Source organism: Nocardia seriolae NBRC 15557 (genome assembly GCF_007990715.1).
GTDB lineage: Bacteria > Actinomycetota > Actinomycetes > Mycobacteriales > Mycobacteriaceae > Nocardia > Nocardia seriolae.
The window spans coordinates 70,688-85,333 of record NZ_BJWY01000002.1 but is presented as its reverse complement, the minus strand read 5'-3'; the positions used below and the strand labels follow the sequence as shown (position 1 = coordinate 85,333).

Annotated in this window: 15 protein-coding genes; 6 read left to right on the top strand and 9 right to left on the bottom strand. The window is 68.8% G+C overall.

Annotated features, from left to right (window positions below; translation table 11 throughout):
* Window positions 1–6 precede the first annotated feature (6 nt).
* The 3 genes from NS2_RS00905 to NS2_RS00895 are packed head-to-tail and all read right to left on the bottom strand — an operon-like array spanning window position 7 to window position 2,861.
* Window positions 7–1,422 (bottom strand): NAD(P)(+) transhydrogenase (Re/Si-specific) subunit beta, encoded by a 1,416-nt coding sequence (locus NS2_RS00905; protein WP_033085089.1) that lies wholly within the window; start codon window positions 1,420–1,422, stop codon window positions 7–9.
* A 3-nt stretch (window positions 1,423–1,425) separates the two neighbouring features.
* Window positions 1,426–1,743 carry an NAD(P) transhydrogenase subunit alpha part 2 gene (locus NS2_RS00900; protein ID WP_033085088.1) on the bottom strand — a complete coding sequence of 106 codons (318 nt, stop codon included), beginning with the start codon at window positions 1,741–1,743 and terminating at the stop codon, window positions 1,426–1,428.
* Window positions 1,743–2,861: a Re/Si-specific NAD(P)(+) transhydrogenase subunit alpha gene (locus tag NS2_RS00895; protein ID WP_033085087.1), complete on the bottom strand. Its 1,119-nt coding sequence runs from the start codon at window positions 2,859–2,861 to the stop codon at window positions 1,743–1,745. The genes NS2_RS00900 and NS2_RS00895 overlap by 1 nt, the downstream gene beginning before the upstream one ends.
* A gap of 325 nt (window positions 2,862–3,186) precedes the next feature.
* On the opposite strand from NS2_RS00895, the gene NS2_RS00890 reads away from it, so the two are divergent.
* From NS2_RS00890 to NS2_RS00880, 3 genes are read left to right on the top strand one after another with little or no spacing between them, the layout of a single operon-like run.
* Window positions 3,187–3,636, top strand: coding sequence for an HIT family protein (locus NS2_RS00890; RefSeq protein WP_033085145.1), 450 nt, complete (start codon window positions 3,187–3,189; stop codon window positions 3,634–3,636).
* Window positions 3,633–4,451 carry a maleylpyruvate isomerase N-terminal domain-containing protein gene (locus NS2_RS00885; RefSeq protein ID WP_045437105.1) on the top strand — a complete coding sequence of 273 codons (819 nt, stop codon included), beginning with the start codon at window positions 3,633–3,635 and terminating at the stop codon, window positions 4,449–4,451. The genes NS2_RS00890 and NS2_RS00885 overlap by 4 nt, the downstream gene beginning before the upstream one ends.
* 4 nt (window positions 4,452–4,455) lie before the next feature.
* Window positions 4,456–5,094 (top strand): Type 1 glutamine amidotransferase-like domain-containing protein, encoded by a 639-nt coding sequence (locus NS2_RS00880; RefSeq protein ID WP_036545492.1) that lies wholly within the window; start codon window positions 4,456–4,458, stop codon window positions 5,092–5,094.
* Between the two features lie 8 nt (window positions 5,095–5,102).
* On the opposite strand, the gene NS2_RS00875 is transcribed toward NS2_RS00880, so the two are convergent.
* The gene (locus NS2_RS00875) at window positions 5,103–6,545 is read right to left on the bottom strand and encodes an MFS transporter (protein WP_033085085.1); all 1,443 of its coding nucleotides are present in this window, start codon (window positions 6,543–6,545) and stop codon (window positions 5,103–5,105) included.
* 59 nt (window positions 6,546–6,604) lie between these two features.
* Between NS2_RS00875 and NS2_RS00870 the strand changes: the two genes are divergently transcribed.
* Window positions 6,605–7,141, top strand: a complete 537-nt coding sequence (locus NS2_RS00870) for a MarR family winged helix-turn-helix transcriptional regulator (protein WP_155239949.1) — start codon at window positions 6,605–6,607, stop codon at window positions 7,139–7,141.
* On the opposite strand, the gene NS2_RS00865 is transcribed toward NS2_RS00870, so the two are convergent.
* On the bottom strand, window positions 7,107–8,471 hold the full coding sequence (locus NS2_RS00865; RefSeq protein WP_033085084.1) for an MFS transporter: 1,365 nt from the start codon (window positions 8,469–8,471) through the stop codon (window positions 7,107–7,109). The genes NS2_RS00870 and NS2_RS00865 overlap by 35 nt on opposite strands.
* 138 nt (window positions 8,472–8,609) lie before the next feature.
* Window positions 8,610–9,467, bottom strand: coding sequence for an NAD(P)H-binding protein (locus tag NS2_RS00860; protein ID WP_033085083.1), 858 nt, complete (start codon window positions 9,465–9,467; stop codon window positions 8,610–8,612).
* Window positions 9,468–9,541: 74 nt separating this feature from the next.
* Here NS2_RS00860 and NS2_RS00855 point away from each other — a divergent pair, with 74 nt between their 5' ends.
* Entirely contained in the window at window positions 9,542–10,498 is a 957-nt protein-coding gene (locus tag NS2_RS00855; RefSeq protein WP_033085082.1) for an AraC family transcriptional regulator, read from the top strand.
* A gap of 180 nt (window positions 10,499–10,678) precedes the next feature.
* Window positions 10,679–11,116 (top strand): acyl-CoA thioesterase, encoded by a 438-nt coding sequence (locus NS2_RS00850; RefSeq protein WP_033085081.1) that lies wholly within the window; start codon window positions 10,679–10,681, stop codon window positions 11,114–11,116.
* Here the strand turns inward: NS2_RS00850 and NS2_RS00845 are convergent.
* Genes NS2_RS00845 through pdhA form a run of 3 tightly spaced genes read right to left on the bottom strand, consistent with a single transcriptional unit; the run spans window position 11,113 to window position 14,599 of the window.
* Window positions 11,113–12,543 carry a dihydrolipoamide acetyltransferase family protein gene (locus NS2_RS00845; protein ID WP_228102512.1) on the bottom strand — a complete coding sequence of 477 codons (1,431 nt, stop codon included), beginning with the start codon at window positions 12,541–12,543 and terminating at the stop codon, window positions 11,113–11,115. The two genes, NS2_RS00850 and NS2_RS00845, sit on opposite strands and share 4 nt — an antisense overlap.
* The gene (locus tag NS2_RS00840; protein WP_033085080.1) at window positions 12,540–13,523 is read right to left on the bottom strand and encodes an alpha-ketoacid dehydrogenase subunit beta; all 984 of its coding nucleotides are present in this window, start codon (window positions 13,521–13,523) and stop codon (window positions 12,540–12,542) included. The genes NS2_RS00845 and NS2_RS00840 overlap by 4 nt, the downstream gene beginning before the upstream one ends.
* Window positions 13,520–14,599 carry a pyruvate dehydrogenase (acetyl-transferring) E1 component subunit alpha gene (gene pdhA, locus NS2_RS00835; protein WP_033085079.1) on the bottom strand — a complete coding sequence of 360 codons (1,080 nt, stop codon included), beginning with the start codon at window positions 14,597–14,599 and terminating at the stop codon, window positions 13,520–13,522. The genes NS2_RS00840 and pdhA overlap by 4 nt, the downstream gene beginning before the upstream one ends.
* Between the last annotated feature and the right edge of the window lie 47 nt (window positions 14,600–14,646).

The following is a 14,646-nucleotide window of genomic DNA, read 5'->3' as shown; positions in this document are numbered from 1 at the left end:
AATCCCTTACAGCGCCTTCAGTTCCTCGGTGACCGCACCGACGGACTTCTTGGCGTCGCCGAACAGCATGGAGGTGTGGTCGGCGTAGAAGAGCGGGTTGTCGATGCCCGCGAAGCCGGAGTTCATCGAGCGCTTCAGGACGATGACCGACTTGGCCTGGTCGACGTTCAGGACCGGCATGCCGTAGAGCGGGGACGAGGCGTCCTCGCGGGCGGCCGGGTTGGTGACGTCGTTGGCGCCGATGACCAGGGCGACATCGGTGCGGGCGAATTCGCCGTTGATGTCGTCCATTTCCTTCATGGCGTCGTAGGACACCTCGGCCTCGGCCAGCAGCACGTTCATGTGGCCGGGCATACGACCGGCGACCGGGTGGATGGCGTACTTGACCTCGACGCCCTTGGCCTCGAGCAGGGCCGCCATCTCCTTGACCGCGTGCTGGGCCTGGGCCACGGCCATGCCGTAGCCGGGGACCACGATGACCTGATTGGCGTAGGCCATCTGGATGGCCGCGTCGGCCGCGGAGGTGGCCTTGGCCTGCTTCTGCTCGCCGCCGCCGGAAGCGCCGGGAGCCGTTCCGCCGCCGCCGAATCCGCCCGCGACAATGGCGGGGATGGACCGGTTCATGGCCTTGGCCATCAGGTTGGTCAGGATGGTGCCGGACGCGCCGACGATCATGCCCGCCACGATCATGGCGGTGTTGTTCAGCGCCAGACCGGCCGCCGCGGCCGACAGACCGGTGAGGGCGTTGAGCAGCGAGATGACGACCGGCATGTCGGCGCCGCCGATGGGCAGCACGACCATCAGGCCGAGAATGCCCGCGAGCACCAGCAGACCGATCATCCAGTACTGCGGCACACCGTCATTGGTCGCGCCGATGCCGATGACCACGGCCGCGGCGATCGCACCGGCCAGCAGCAGCAGGTTCAGCGGCTGCTGTAGACGCCCGACGGTGATCGGGCGTCCGGACAGCAGTTCCTGGAGCTTGGCGAAGGCGATGACCGAGCCCCAGAACGAGACCGAGCCGATGATGGCCGCGAACAGCGAGGCGATCACGATGTGCACCGAGGGCTGCTCGCGCACCTCGGAAAAGCCCTTGGTGTCGAGGAATTCGGCCCACGCGATGAGCGCCACCGTGCCACCGCCGACGCCGTTGAACGCGGCGACCAGCTGCGGCATCGCGGTCATCTTGGTGAACTTGGCGGGCGGAACGCCCAGTGCCACACCGACGACCAGGCCCGCGACGATGATGATCCAGTTGTTGGTGTCGCGGATGGAGATGAAGGTCGCGATGACCGCGATGACCATGCCGGTCGCGGCGATCCAGTTGCCGCGCACCGCGGTCTTGGGGCCGGTCAGGCCCATCAGACCGTAGATGAACAGCGCGAACGCGACGATGTAGAGGATATTGACCAGATTGTCCATGGGTTACTTGGCCGCCTTCTCTTGCGCAGCAGGCTTCTTCGCCTTGAACATGCCCAGCATGCGGTCGGTGACCACGAAACCGCCGATGACGTTCAGGGTTCCGAACACCACGGCGACGAACAGGATGATCTGCATGAGCACCGACGGGTGCTCGATCTTGCCGAACACCACCAGCGCGCCCAGCACCACGATGCCGTGAATGGCGTTGGTGCCCGACATCAAAGGCGTGTGCAGGGTGTTGGGCACCTTGGAGATGACGGCGAAGCCCACGAACCCGGACAGCACCAGGATCGCGATATTCGCCAGCAGTTCGGTGTACATCAGGCTTCCACCTCACGCGTGACGCAGGAATCGGCCAGCACCTGATCCTCGAAATCGGGTGCCAGGGCACCGTCTTTCAGCATCAGCTCGAGCAGGGCGGCGATGTTCTTGGAGTACAGCTCGCTGGCGTGCTCCGGCATGGTGGCCGGGAGATTCAGCGGCGAGGCGATGGTGACACCGTGGCGCACAACGGTTTTCCCGGGTTCGGTCAACTCGCAGTTACCGCCGGTCTCACCGGCGAGGTCCACGATCACGCTGCCGGGCTTCATGCCCTCCACGGCGGCGGCGGTGACCAGTCGCGGGGCCGGGCGGCCGGGCACCAGCGCGGTGGTGATCACCACGTCGAAGCCCTTGATGGCATTCTCCAAAGCCTGCTGCTGCGCGGCCTTTTCGTCGTCGGTGAGCTCGCGGGCGTACCCGCCCTCACCGGCGGCGTCGATGCCCAGGTCCAGCCACTGCGCACCGACCGAGCGCACCTGATCGGCGACCTCGGGACGGACGTCGTAACCGGTGGTGCGGCCACCCAGGCGCTTGGCGGTGGCGAGCGCCTGCAGACCGGCGACACCCACGCCGAGCACCAGCACGGTGGCGGGCTTCACGGTGCCCGCGGCGGTGGTCAGCATGGGGAAGAATCGGGTGGATTCGGAGGCAGCCAGCAGCACGGCCTTGTAGCCGGCGACATTGGCCTGGGAGGACAGCGCGTCCATCACCTGGGCGCGGGAGATACGCGGAATCGCTTCCACCGCAAAGGCTTGCACGCCCGCGCTCTTCAGCGCGCCGATCTTGTTGTCGGCATTGCGGGGTGCGAGGAATCCGATCAGCGTCTGCCCGGAGGACAGCTTGGCGATCTCGGCATCGTTGGGCGGAGCGACCTTCACGACCACGTCGGCGGCGTACGGATCACCCAGCGTGGCACCGGCTTCGGTGTACGCCTCGTCGGGAATCAATGCGCCCAGACCGGCACCGGCCTCGACGATCACTTCCACGCCCTGCTTCAGCAGCGCGGGAATGATCTTCGGCACCAATGCGACACGTCGTTCGTCCGGGTTCGTCTCCCGAACCACTCCGACACGCGCACCGCGGGGCGCAGCGGTCTGTGCGCTCTGCGTTGTGTCCACTTGTCAAACTTCCTTCTCGTGGTGAGCCCAGGCCACCCTGTCGGTATGGGCCGTGTCACCGGTCCAACGGTGGGCCGAACTTACTTTGCGGTAAGTTCGTGAGAATTCTCGCAACTGTACCTGGTTCGCGGTGAGCGTAGCGGAGATGCCCATCCCATGGTGTGGCGAGAAAACCGGACAACTCCATGCTCTGCCGGGGTGCGTCCGTCGACAAGTACGAACAATCGCGTGTGCTACTTACCGGTAGGTGTGCCTGCGGTTGTGGCCGCATCGGGGGCGTCCAGGGGGTGTCGCACATCACCCTGTACGCCGTAATGTCTGCATGGTGAGTGGCTGCATCTTCTGCCGGATCGTCGCGGGCGACGCACCCGCGACCAAGGTCTACGAGGACGACACCCTGCTGGCGTTCCTCGACATCCGGCCCATCGCCCGGGGGCACACGCTGGTCATCCCCAAGCGGCACGCCACCGATCTCGACGAACTCGATCCCGCGATGGGCGCGCTGCTGTTCTCCTTCGGCCACCGCCTGGCGAAGTCCCTGCGCCGCGCCGGAGTCGGAGCCGACGGCGCGAACCTGCTGATCAATGACGGCAAGGCCGCCTTCCAGACCGTCCACCACGTGCACCTGCACGTGATCCCGCGCCACCACGGCGACATCCTGCGCTTCGCCAAGGGCTTCGTGCTGCGCCGCCCGCACGACACCGAGGCCACCGCCGCGGCCCTGCGATCCGGCCTGGACCGGCTCGCCGACGAAGAAAGAGAGACCACCGCATGACCGACACGGTGCCCGACCGCGCGGAGATCACGGCCCTGTTGTCCGACCAGTGGGACGCCCTTACCCGGCTGGTGGACGGCCTGGACGAAACCGGCTGGCGCACGGCCTCGGCGCTGCCGGGCTGGACGGTGTTCGACGTACTCGCCCACGTGATCGGCACCGAATCGATCCTGCTCGGCGAACCGGTCCCCGACCTCGACGTGTCCGGCGCGCACATTCGCAATGACATCGGCACGCTGAACGAGAAGTGGATCGCCTCACTGCGCCCGCTCACCGGCTCCCAACTGCTGGAACGGTTCCTCGAGGTGACCGGCCGCCGCCTGAAGGCGCTGGAGCAGACGACGCCCGAGACCTGGGCCGAACTCGTGCCGACGCCGGTGGGCATGGCCCCCTACGGCCGCTTCATGCGCATTCGCCTGTTCGACTGCTGGATGCACGAGCACGATATCGCCGATGGTCTGGGCGTTTCCGTCGACGAGGGCGGCGCTCGCGGGGCAGCGGCCGCCGCGGAACTGCTGCCCGCCCTGGGCCGGGCGGCGGTCAAAGGCGCGGGCGCACCGGATGGTTCGCGCCTCACCCTCGACATCACCGGGCCGGTGCCGCAGCAGCTTCACATCGCGGTCGACGGCGGACGGGCCAATCTGGTCGAAACCCTCGACGCCCCAGCCACCGTCGTGATCACCCTGGACTCGCGCCTGTTCGCCCGCCTGCGGGGCGGCCGCACCACGGCCGACGAGCACGCGGGCGAGATCACCGTCACCGGCGACACGGACCTCGGCGACCGCCTGGTCCGCTGTCTGGCCTTCACCATCTGATTCCGTGCGACTGTTCCTGTCCAGCTACCGGTTCGGCGCTCATCAGCGGCGTCTGCTCGAACTGGTCGGCGCGCCCGGCCCGGTGGCCGTCATCGCGAACGCCTGTGACGCCTGGCCCTCGGCCTGGCAGGGCGCGGTCACCAGCGACCTGGTTCCGCTGCGCCGCCTGGGTTTCCAGCCCGAGGTGCTCGATCTGCGCGACTACATCGGCCGACCGGCCGAGGTCGAAGCGCGGCTGCGCGAATATCCGGCGGTCTGGGTGCGCGGCGGCAACACCTTCGTACTGCGCACCCAATTCGCCCGCAGCGGAGCCGATCTCGCGCTGACCAAGCTCCTCGCCGAGAACGCGCTGGTCTACGCGGGCTACAGCGCCGGAGCCTGCGTCATGACCCCCGACCTGCACGGCATCGAGGCCATCGACGACCCGAACGAGGTCCGCATCGCCTGTAACGCCGAACCGCGCTGGGACGGCCTGGGATTGGTCGACCGCCGCATCGTCCCGCACCTGGACTCGCCGACCGATCCCGAGGGACTGTCCCGAAAACTGGTGCGCGAGTACGTCTCAGCGAATATCCCGCACTGGGCGCTCACCGACGACCACGTCGTGGTCGTCGACGGCGACCGAACCGAGGTTCTGACCTAGAGAATCGGTCATTTCCCGTTGTGGCGCAGGCCGTGTCCCAGCGCGACTGCTGCCGCGCCGAACGCGCCGATCGCAAGGGTCGCGAAGCTCGCCACGTACGCGCCCTCGGTCGGCACGGCCGCGTGCGGACCCAGATGCATCACGTGCGCGGTCAGGATCGAGGCGGTGACCGCACCGGCGATCGACCCGCCCGCGGTACGTACCAGCGAGTTGATGCCCGAGGCGATGCCGCTCTCGCTCATCGGCACGTGCTGCACGGCCAAGGTCCCCAGCGCCGCGTAGCCGATGCCGAAGCCGGTGCCCTGCAGCACATTCGCCATGATCATGTCGAACTTGTGGTCGTGCGAGACGGCCAGCCAGCCCATGGACAGACCGGCGAACACCGAGCCGATCGCCATCGTGTACGCGGGCCCGATCTTGGCCGAGATGCGACCGGTATTGAACGAGAAGAAGGTCATGAGCGCCGCGCTCGGAATGCCGTAGAGGCCCACCGAGAGCACGGTGCCGGACAGGCCGTAGCCGACCTTGTCCGCCGGGGTCTGAATGAAATTGGACACCAGCGAGAACGCACCGAACATGGAGAACCCGAGCAGCGCCGAGGCGATATTGGCCGACAGCGACTGCGGCCCGACCAGCAGCTGCAAGCGCACCAGCGGCTGTTCCACCTCGAGCTCCACCAACACCCACACGGCGGTGAGCACCGCGGCCGCGGCGAACAGCGCGATCACCGAACCGGAGCCCCAGCCCCAGCGTGGGCCCTCGCTGATGCCCAGCAGCAGGCAGACCAGCAGCGCGGCCAGCAGCGCCGCGCCCACGAAGTCGGGCTTGCCGCCGTGGCGCACGCCATTGTTCTTGGCGCTCACCTGAATCAGCACGGTGGCGACGACGCCCAGGCCCGCGGTCAGCCAGAAGACCGGGTGCGGATCGGTGGTGTGGTCGGCGATGACGCCGGTGGCCAGCAGGCCGACGGTGCCGCCGACGCCCATGGTGCCCGACACCACACCGATTGCGCTGACCAGCTTTTCGCGCGGGAAGGTATCCCGGATGATGCCGATGGCCAGCGGAATCATGGCCGCCGAGATGCCCTGCAGGGCGCGCCCGGCGATGTAGACCGGCAGCGTGGTGGCGAAGGCGCAGACGACCGAGCCGGTGATGAGCACACCCATGGCGACCATGACCATCGGCTTCTTGCCGTACATGTCGCCGAAGCGGGAAAGCAACGGCGTGGCAACGGCTCCGGAGAGCAGCGCGGCGGTGAACAGCCAGGTGACACCGGCGACGTCGGTGTGCAGCTGCGTGATGAAGCGCGGCAGCAGCGGAATCACGACGGTCTGCTGCAGCGACACGACGAGGCCGGCCGCGCACAGCGCGAGCAGGGTGAGGCCGAGGTGGGCCTTCGAGTGGTCTTCGGGTTTGGTCCCCTCGACCTGACCGACAGCGGTCGTAGTCATGCGGCGATCCTTTGGTTTACTTACCAAAATTAAGTAAATGGGTTTCGTAAGATAACCACATGCCGGGACCGGAAGCCACAAGCGCCAGCGAAGTTGACGCGGGTCACATTGTCGAACTCGAGCGCGCACTGGCCCGCGTCGCGTATCTGCTGACCCGGGTGCGCCGCCACGACCAGGCCATGGTGAAGTGCGGTTTCACGATGGACCGGGCCAGCGTTCCGCTGCTGCGATTGCTCACCGACGCGGACGAACCGATGCGCTTGGGGGAGCTCGCGACTCGCCTCGACGTGGAGGCTCCGCACATCAGCCGCCAGATCCAGCGGCTGGAGAAGGCGGGGTACATCGAGCGGGTTCCCGATCCGGACGACCGTCGTGCCCAGCTGGCCCGGCCCACCGCATCCGGCCGCCGGGCGGTCGAAGCCATCCGTGAGGTCATGCGCGGCTGGATGGCCGAGGCCCTGGCGGACTGGAACACCGAGGATCTGAAGACCCTCGCCGTCCTCAATCACCGCATGGTGGACGACTTCCTGGACCACGCCGAGGTCATCGGCGACTTCGGGGCTACCGCCCGGGAACGGCCGAATCGGAGCGCCTGACGGTCGCGACGGCCCGGGCTCCCCACGCGCACAACAGCATTGCCAGCAGCGGCGCCACCATCGCGGCGGTGAGCGGCACCAGTTTGTCGAGCCACCCGATGATCGCCGGTCCGGCCAGCAGGCCCACATAGCCGAGCCCGAACACCCGCGACATATCCGTGGCCGCCGTCGCCGACCTCAGATTCCCCGCGGCCGTGAACACCTGCGGCACCCCGCCCGACAGCCCGACCCCGCACAGCGTCCACCCCAGCAGCGTCAGCGGCAGCCACCCCGAGGCCACCACGAGCCCGAATCCGATGGCAGCCAACAGCGTTCCCCACCGCACGATCGCCACCCGCCCGAACCGCCCGCTCACCCGATCCGCCCCGAATCGCCCGAGCGTCATGGTCAGCGAGAAACCGGCGAACGCCAGCGCCGCCGTGCCCGCGTCCACCCCGAGCCGCCCCTTGACCTGCAGCGCACTCCAATCCGCCGCCACACCCTCGGCCATCAGCAGCGCGAACGCGATCAGCCCCAGCGCCAGCACTCTCCGCCCGAGCCTTCCCGACCCGTCACCGGCCGCCGGCGGATCCGCCGCGTCGACCGCCGGATCCGGACGCGGGATTCGCGAAGCGCCCGGACGGCCGCCGTCGTCCGCGGCCGAAGCTGGCCGCGCGGCATCGCGCACCGGCCCGGCGGCACCTTCCGAGGCGGGCGTCATGGCGCGATCTGCCTCGCGCGGGATGCCGTCCGCGGTCGGCGAGCTCGTGGCGGGCTCGGCATGGGGGAGCAGGCGGGGGATGGCGGTGGCGACGGTGGCCAGGCCGAAGGCGCTCGCGAGGGCGAAGGTGGCAGGGACGGGCCAATGGGCGTGCTGGGCGGCCGCGCCGTAGGCGGAGCCGAGGAAGCCGCCGCAGGAGAAGAAGGCGTGGAAGGCGGACATGATCGGGCGGGCGTAGGCGCGCTCGATGTGGACGGCCTGGGCGTTCATGGAGACGTCGAGCGCGCCGTTGCCGAAACCGAAGGCGGCCAGGGCCAATCCGAGGGTGAGCGGGGAGGCGGCGTGGGCGGGGCCGAGCAGGGACACCGACAGCAGGGTGGCGGCCGCGGCGGTGAGGGTGCGGCTGCCCAGGCGGTCCGCCAGGGGCCCGGCGGCCTGCATGCCGAGGATGGCGCAGGCCGCCATGAGCAGGATCAGCATGCCCAGGGTGGTGGGTGTGACGCCGGTGCGCGCGGTGACGGCCGGGATGTGCACGATCCAGACGGCCGAGAGCATCCCATTGAGGCCGAACACCGCGAACAGCGCCGGGCGGGCCTTTCGGATCCGGGGAGCGGGCATCGTAGCGGCCATCGGTACGACGCTACCGGGTGTGCCCGGCAGCTCCCCGGCATTCACCCCTTCGCGGCTTCGTCGACGCTCCGGGAAGTGATCCGAATCTTGTGCGGTACAACCTGTTTGATATCCATGGTATGCCCCGGCACCGACAAGTCACGCGTCCGCGGTGACCGACCACACACCGGAAATCGCCACCTCGCGCACATACTCGGCGAAGTCTCGGGGCTCGCGTCCGAGCGCCCGGCGCACCCCGTCGGCGAGGTGTGAATTGCGACCGTCCAGCACGGTCCCGAACAGATAGTCGAGCAGGCTGATCTCGTCGGCGGGCACCCCGTAGGAGGTCAGCGCGGCCACGAAATCCGTTCGGGTGAGCGGGACGAACGCGATCTCCCGCCCCGTGGCCGCGGCGATCTCGGCCACGGCGTCGGCGAAGCTGAGCGCGCGCGGACCGGTCAGTTCGTAGATCTCTCCCGCATGCCGGTCGTCGAGCAGGGCGGCCACCGCCACCTCGGCGATATCGTCCGCGTGCACGAAGGGTTCCGGCACGTCCCCGGTGGGCAGCGCCACCTCGCCGGCCAGGATGGGGTCGGCGAACGCGCCCTCGCTGAAGTTCTGCGCGAACCACGCGCACCGCACCACGGTCCAGATCGGCCCCGAATCCCGCACGATCGCTTCGCATTCCAGCGCCTCGGGCTCGCCGCGTCCGGACAGCAGCACGATCTTGCGCACCCCCGCGGCCGCCGCCGCGACGGTCAGCGCCTTGATGTCTGCGGGCGCGCCGGGCACCGCCAGATCGGGCTGGTAGGACAGGTACACCGCGTCCACGCCCGCCAGCGCGGCGGCCCAGGTAACCCGGTCGGTCCAGTCGAACGGGATTGCGGCCGAGCGTGAACCGGCCCGCACCGGCACCCCGCGGGCGGTCAGCAGCTCGGCTACCCGGCGTCCGGTTTTTCCGGTCGCGCCGAGCACGAGAACGGTGTTTTCGCTGTTGGGAACGTTTTCGATGATCATGTATCGAGTACACCGGGATTCGGCGGGCACGAACATGGTTGAGAAGCGCTCGGGCATTTGCAATCGTCTTTGTTATGGATGCGTTGGCCAGCCTGCTCGAAGGACCACGCGCGCGAGCGGCGTTCGTCATGCGCTCGTCGTTCGACCCGCCCTGGTCCCTGCGCATCCGCGACGAGGCGCCGCTGACCCTGGTGGCGGTGGTGCGCGGCGGCGGCTGGGTGATACCGGACCCCAAGGGCGGCAAGCCGGTTGCACCGCGCCAGCTGCGCACCGGTGATATCGCGGTCTTCCGCGGGCCCGACCACTACACGGTGGCCGACGACCCGGCGACCGCGCCGCAGGTGCTCATCGAGCCCGGCAATATCACCACCACCATGGACGGCGAAGTGCTGTGCGAGGCACTGAGTCTGGGCGTGCGCAGCTGGGGCACCAGCGCCGACGCGCAGACCGTGCTGGTCACCGGCACCTACGAGCACGAATCGGCGGCCAGCCGCCGGCTGCTGCGCGCGCTGCCCCCGATCGCGGTGCTCTCCCGCGGCGAAATCGATTCGCGCGTACTGGATCTGCTGGTCGACGAGTCCGCCAAGGACCTACCCGCCCAGGGGACCATGCTGGACCGACTATTGGACCTGCTGCTCATCGCCACCCTGCGCGCCTGGTTCTCCCGCGCCGACGCCCCGGCCTGGTATCACGCCTACGGCGACCCGCTGGTCGGCAAGGCGCTGCGCCTCATGCAGCACAATCCGGCCCACCCGTGGACGGTCGCCTCGCTGGCCGCCGAGGTCGGCGTCTCCCGCGCCGCCCTGGCCCGCCGCTTCACCGAACTCGTCGGCGAGCCGCCCATGGCCTTCCTCACCGATTGGCGCCTGGCCCTGGCCGCCGATCTGCTCCACGAATCCGATGCCACCCTGGAATCCATCGCCCGCCGGGTCGGCTACGGCAGCGCCTTCGCCCTGTCCACCGCCTTCAAACGCCACTACGGCATCAGCCCCCGGGACCATCGCGCCACCCCTGACGAACGCTCCGCCTGAGAGCCGCTACCGTCACGGACGGAGCAGCTAAGGTTCGTTCTCGGCAAGCCCCCACTCAAAGGTTCGCGGCCGTCTCGATTCTGGACTGACCAGAGCGGGGGAGCGAAGCGGAGGAGCGGCGGGAGGGAAGAATCGAGACTTCGGGGCCGCGAACCCGCCCGGAGCGAAGCGGAGGGCAAAATGACGGATGTGTATCCGGTGCTCTGGCCGGTGCCGACGCGCTGGGCGGACAACGATCACTACGGGCACGTGAACAACGTGACGTACTACTCGTACTTCGATACGGCCGTGAACGCGTGGCTGATTCACGCGACCGGGACGGATATCCGGGACCTATCCGCGATCGGGATCGTGGCGGAGACCTCCTGCAAGTTCATGGACTCGCTGAGCTTCCCGGACCAGCTGCGGGTGGGCATTCGCATTGCTCGCCTGGGCAACTCCAGCATCAGCTATGAGCTGGCCATCTTCCGCGACGGCGCGGACGGCCTGCACCTGGCGGCCACCGGCACCTTCGTGCACGTCTACGTGGACGAGGTGACGCGCAAGCCGGTGCCGATTCCGGCCGTCATTCGCGCGGCCGCCGAGCCGCTGGTGGTTACGGCGGCCGCCGAGCACTAGACCCGGCCGAGCAGGGTCAGCGGATCCTCCAGCAGCGCGGCCACACTGGCCAGGAACCGCGAGCCCTGCTCGCCGTCGATCATGCGGTGGTCGAAGCTCAATCCCAGGCTGGTCACCCAGCGCACCGCCAGTTCGTCGCGGTGCACCCACGGGCGCTTGCGGATGGAACCCAGGCACAGGATCGCCCCTTCACCCGGATTCACCAGCGGCACACCGGTATCCACGCCGAACACGCCCACATTGGTGATGGTGAAGGTGCCGCCGGTCAGATCGGCGGGCGTGGCGGTCCCGGCCCGCGCCTTGCCCGCCGCGCCCGCGATCTCCAGGCACAGATCGCGCAGCGTGAAGCCTTGCGCCTCCTTGAGATTGGGCACCAGCAGCCCGCGTTCGGTGGCGACCGCGAAGCCGAGATTCACGTAGTGCTTGGTAATGATCTCCTGATTCGCCTCGTCCCAGCACGAATTGATCTCCGGGAACTCGAGCAGCGCCGCCAGCGTCGCCCGCGCGACCAGCGCCAGCGGGGTCAGGGTCAGCCCGGTGAAGCTGGGTGTCGCCCGCAGATGCTCCAGCAATTCCATGGACGCGGTCAAATCCGTTGTCACGAAGGCGCTCGCCTGCGGAATGTGCTGGGCGCTGGCCACCATGGCCGCGGCCGTGCGCTTGCGGATTCCGGCGATGGGGGTGCGGGTTTCGCGTTCGGCGGGTGCGTCGCCGGGCCCGATCCGGTGCATGGGCGGCACCTCGGGCGCGGGCAGTGCCACCAGGGTGGCGGGCGGCGGGGTGTGGATCGGAATATGGCCGGAACCAAGAGATTCCGGGCGCATGCCGTGCAGATCCTCGACGGTGACCGCGCCCTGCGGGCCGGTGCCGATGACCGCGGCCAGGTCGATCCCGATCTCGCGGGCCAGTTTCCGGGCGGCCGGGGTGGCGGCGGGACGGCCCGCCGGGGCGGAGCTGCCGAGCCCCTCGGGGCCGTCCGATCCCATGGCGCGACCGGAGTTGGCCGGTGCGTCGGCCGCTCTCGACGTCGGACGCGCCCGCCGGGAGATCGGCTCGCTACTGGGCCCGTAGCCGACCAGCACGGATTGCCGTTCGACGGGAGCCGCGTCGGCCGTCTCCGTCCCGTCGGCCGCCGCGGTGGCCGTGGCCGCGGACCCGATCCGAATGAGCGGGGCTCCCACCGGCACCGTCTCGCCCGGCCGCGCCAGCAGCTCCAGCACCGTGCCCGCGTACGGGCTCGGCAGGGCCACCTGTGCCTTGGCGGTCTCGACCTCGGCGATGACCTGATTCAATGCCACCGTGTCGCCCACCGCGACCGCCCACGACACGAATTCCGCGTCCGCCAATCCCTCCCCGAGATCGGGCAAACGGAATTCCTGGACCTGCTGCTGATCTTCCACCGGGCTTTCCTCCGTGTAACGGTTCAAGCGGCGAGCGTGCGATCGACCGCGGCGAGAATGCGGTCGGGGTCGGGCAGGTGATGCCGTTCGAGTTTAGCCGGGGGATAGGGGATGTCGAAGCCACCGACGCGCAATACCGGCGATTCCAATTGGTAGAAGCAGCGTTCGGTGATCCGCGCCGCGATTTCCGCTCCCAGCCCGGCGAATACGGGGGCCTCGTGCACCACGATGAGCCGCCCGGTTTTCCGCACCGAGGTTTCGATGGTGTCGAAATCGATGGGCGAGAGGCTGCGCAGATCGATCACCTCGATCGAATGTCCTTCCGAGGCCGCGATATCGGCCGCGGTGAGCGCGGTGGCCACCGTCCCGCCGTAGGCGACGATGGTGGCGTCCTCCCCGCTCGCGCAGACTCTGGCCTGGTCCAGGGCCGGTCCACCGTCCCGGTCCAGCCGGTCGAAGTCCACCTCGGCCTTGTCCCAGTAGCGGCGTTTCGGTTCGAAGAAGATCACCGGATCGTCGAGCGCCACGGCCTGGCGGATCATCAGATACGCGTCGGCCGGATTGCTCGGCGACACCACCCGCAACCCCGCCGTGTGCGCGAAATACGCCTCGGGGGATTCCGAGTGGTGTTCCACCGAGCCGATGCCACCGCCGAAGGGAATGCGAATGGTGATGGGTGCGATCACCTTTCCCCGCGTCCGGAAATGGATTTTCGCGACCTGCGAGACAATCTGGTCGAAGGCCGGATACACGAATCCGTCGAACTGGATTTCACACACCGGCCGCAGCCCGCGCAGCGCCATTCCGAAAGCCGTTCCCACGATTCCGGATTCGGCCAGCGGGGTATCGATGACGCGGTTGTTCCCGAAATCCTTCTGCAGCGTGTCGGTGACCCGGAAGACCCCGCCGAGGCGGCCGATGTCCTCGCCCATGAGCACGACCTTCGGATCGTCCTCGAGCGACCGGCGCAGTCCGTAGTGGATGGCTCCCGCGAACGTGGTCTTCATCGCCCTGCTCCCTCCAGGTAGACGGCGTACTCGCGGGCTTCCGCCGCGATCAGCCGGTGCGGGGTGGCGTACACGTGGTCGAAGAGCTGCGTGGGTTCCGGGTCGGGCATGGTGAGGGTGGCGGCGCGCAGCCGGGCCGCGACGTCCGCCGTGCGCTCATCCACCTGGTTCTCGAAGTCGCTGTCCCACAGATGTTCTCGTTCCAGCAGCCGGCGCAGGCGGTCGATGGGATCGCGGCGTCGCCACAGCTCGAGCTCGGCGTCGGTGCGGTAGCGGGTGGGGTCGTCGGCGGTGGTGTGCGGGCCCATCCGGTAGGTGATGGCCTCGATGAAACTCGGTCCGGCCCCGGCCCGCGCGTGCGCGATCGCCTGCCGGGTCACCGCCAGCACGGCCAGCACGTCGTTGCCGTCCACCTGCACGCCGGGAATGCCGTAGCCGAGCGCGCGGCGGGCGATCGGCGTCGCGCTCTGCACCCGCACGGGTGCGCTGATGGCCCAGTGGTTGTTCTGGCAGAAGAACACCACCGGCGCGGACCAGCTCGCCGCGAAACCGAGCGCCTCGGCGATATCGCCCTGACTGGTCGCGCCGTCGCCGAAGTAGGCGATGGTGGCGATCTCGGAGCCCTCGAGGTGGGCGGCGTAGGCGTAGCCGGTGGCGTGCAGGCCCTGCGCGCCGACCACGATGGCCGGATTGGTCATCCGGACCGCGTCGGCATCCCAGCAGGAGTGGGCCACACCGCGCCAGAGCCGGGTGAGCTCCTCGGGCGCGACGCCGCGGCACAGGGCGACACCGTGCTCGCGGTAGCTACAGAAGACGTAATCGTCGGGATGCAGGGCGTGGGCCGAGCCGATCTGGGCGGCCTCCTGGCCCAGCATGGGCGGCCAGAGTCCGAGCTGGCCCTGGCGTTGCAGGGCGGTGGCCTCGGTGTCGACGCGCCGGGCCACGACCATGTCGGAGTACATGGCGCGCAGGTGTTCGCCGTCGATATCGGCGACCAGGGGAGCGTGTGCGCGATCGTGGACGCGCCGACCGTCGGGCTGTACGAGCTGCACCGGGTAGGTGTTCTTCTCGGGCATGGATATCGCCTCCTGACACCGGGTTACACCGTCATCGCTTCGGGATT

Coding starts and splice junctions, on each gene's coding strand:
- NS2_RS00905 (WP_033085089.1), bottom strand. CDS start 1,422: ATGGACAATCTGGTCAATATCCTCTACATCGTCGCGTTCGCGCTGTTC.
- NS2_RS00900 (WP_033085088.1), bottom strand. CDS start 1,743: ATGTACACCGAACTGCTGGCGAATATCGCGATCCTGGTGCTGTCCGGG.
- NS2_RS00885 (WP_045437105.1), top strand. CDS start 3,633: ATGACCGACACGGTGCCCGACCGCGCGGAGATCACGGCCCTGTTGTCC.
- NS2_RS00875 (WP_033085085.1), bottom strand. CDS start 6,545: ATGACTACGACCGCTGTCGGTCAGGTCGAGGGGACCAAACCCGAAGAC.
- NS2_RS00870 (WP_155239949.1), top strand. CDS start 6,605: ATGCCGGGACCGGAAGCCACAAGCGCCAGCGAAGTTGACGCGGGTCAC.
- NS2_RS00865 (WP_033085084.1), bottom strand. CDS start 8,471: ATGGCCGCTACGATGCCCGCTCCCCGGATCCGAAAGGCCCGCCCGGCG.
- NS2_RS00860 (WP_033085083.1), bottom strand. CDS start 9,467: ATGATCATCGAAAACGTTCCCAACAGCGAAAACACCGTTCTCGTGCTC.
- NS2_RS00855 (WP_033085082.1), top strand. CDS start 9,542: ATGGATGCGTTGGCCAGCCTGCTCGAAGGACCACGCGCGCGAGCGGCG.
- NS2_RS00850 (WP_033085081.1), top strand. CDS start 10,679: ATGACGGATGTGTATCCGGTGCTCTGGCCGGTGCCGACGCGCTGGGCG.
- NS2_RS00840 (WP_033085080.1), bottom strand. CDS start 13,523: ATGAAGACCACGTTCGCGGGAGCCATCCACTACGGACTGCGCCGGTCG.
- pdhA (WP_033085079.1), bottom strand. CDS start 14,599: ATGCCCGAGAAGAACACCTACCCGGTGCAGCTCGTACAGCCCGACGGT.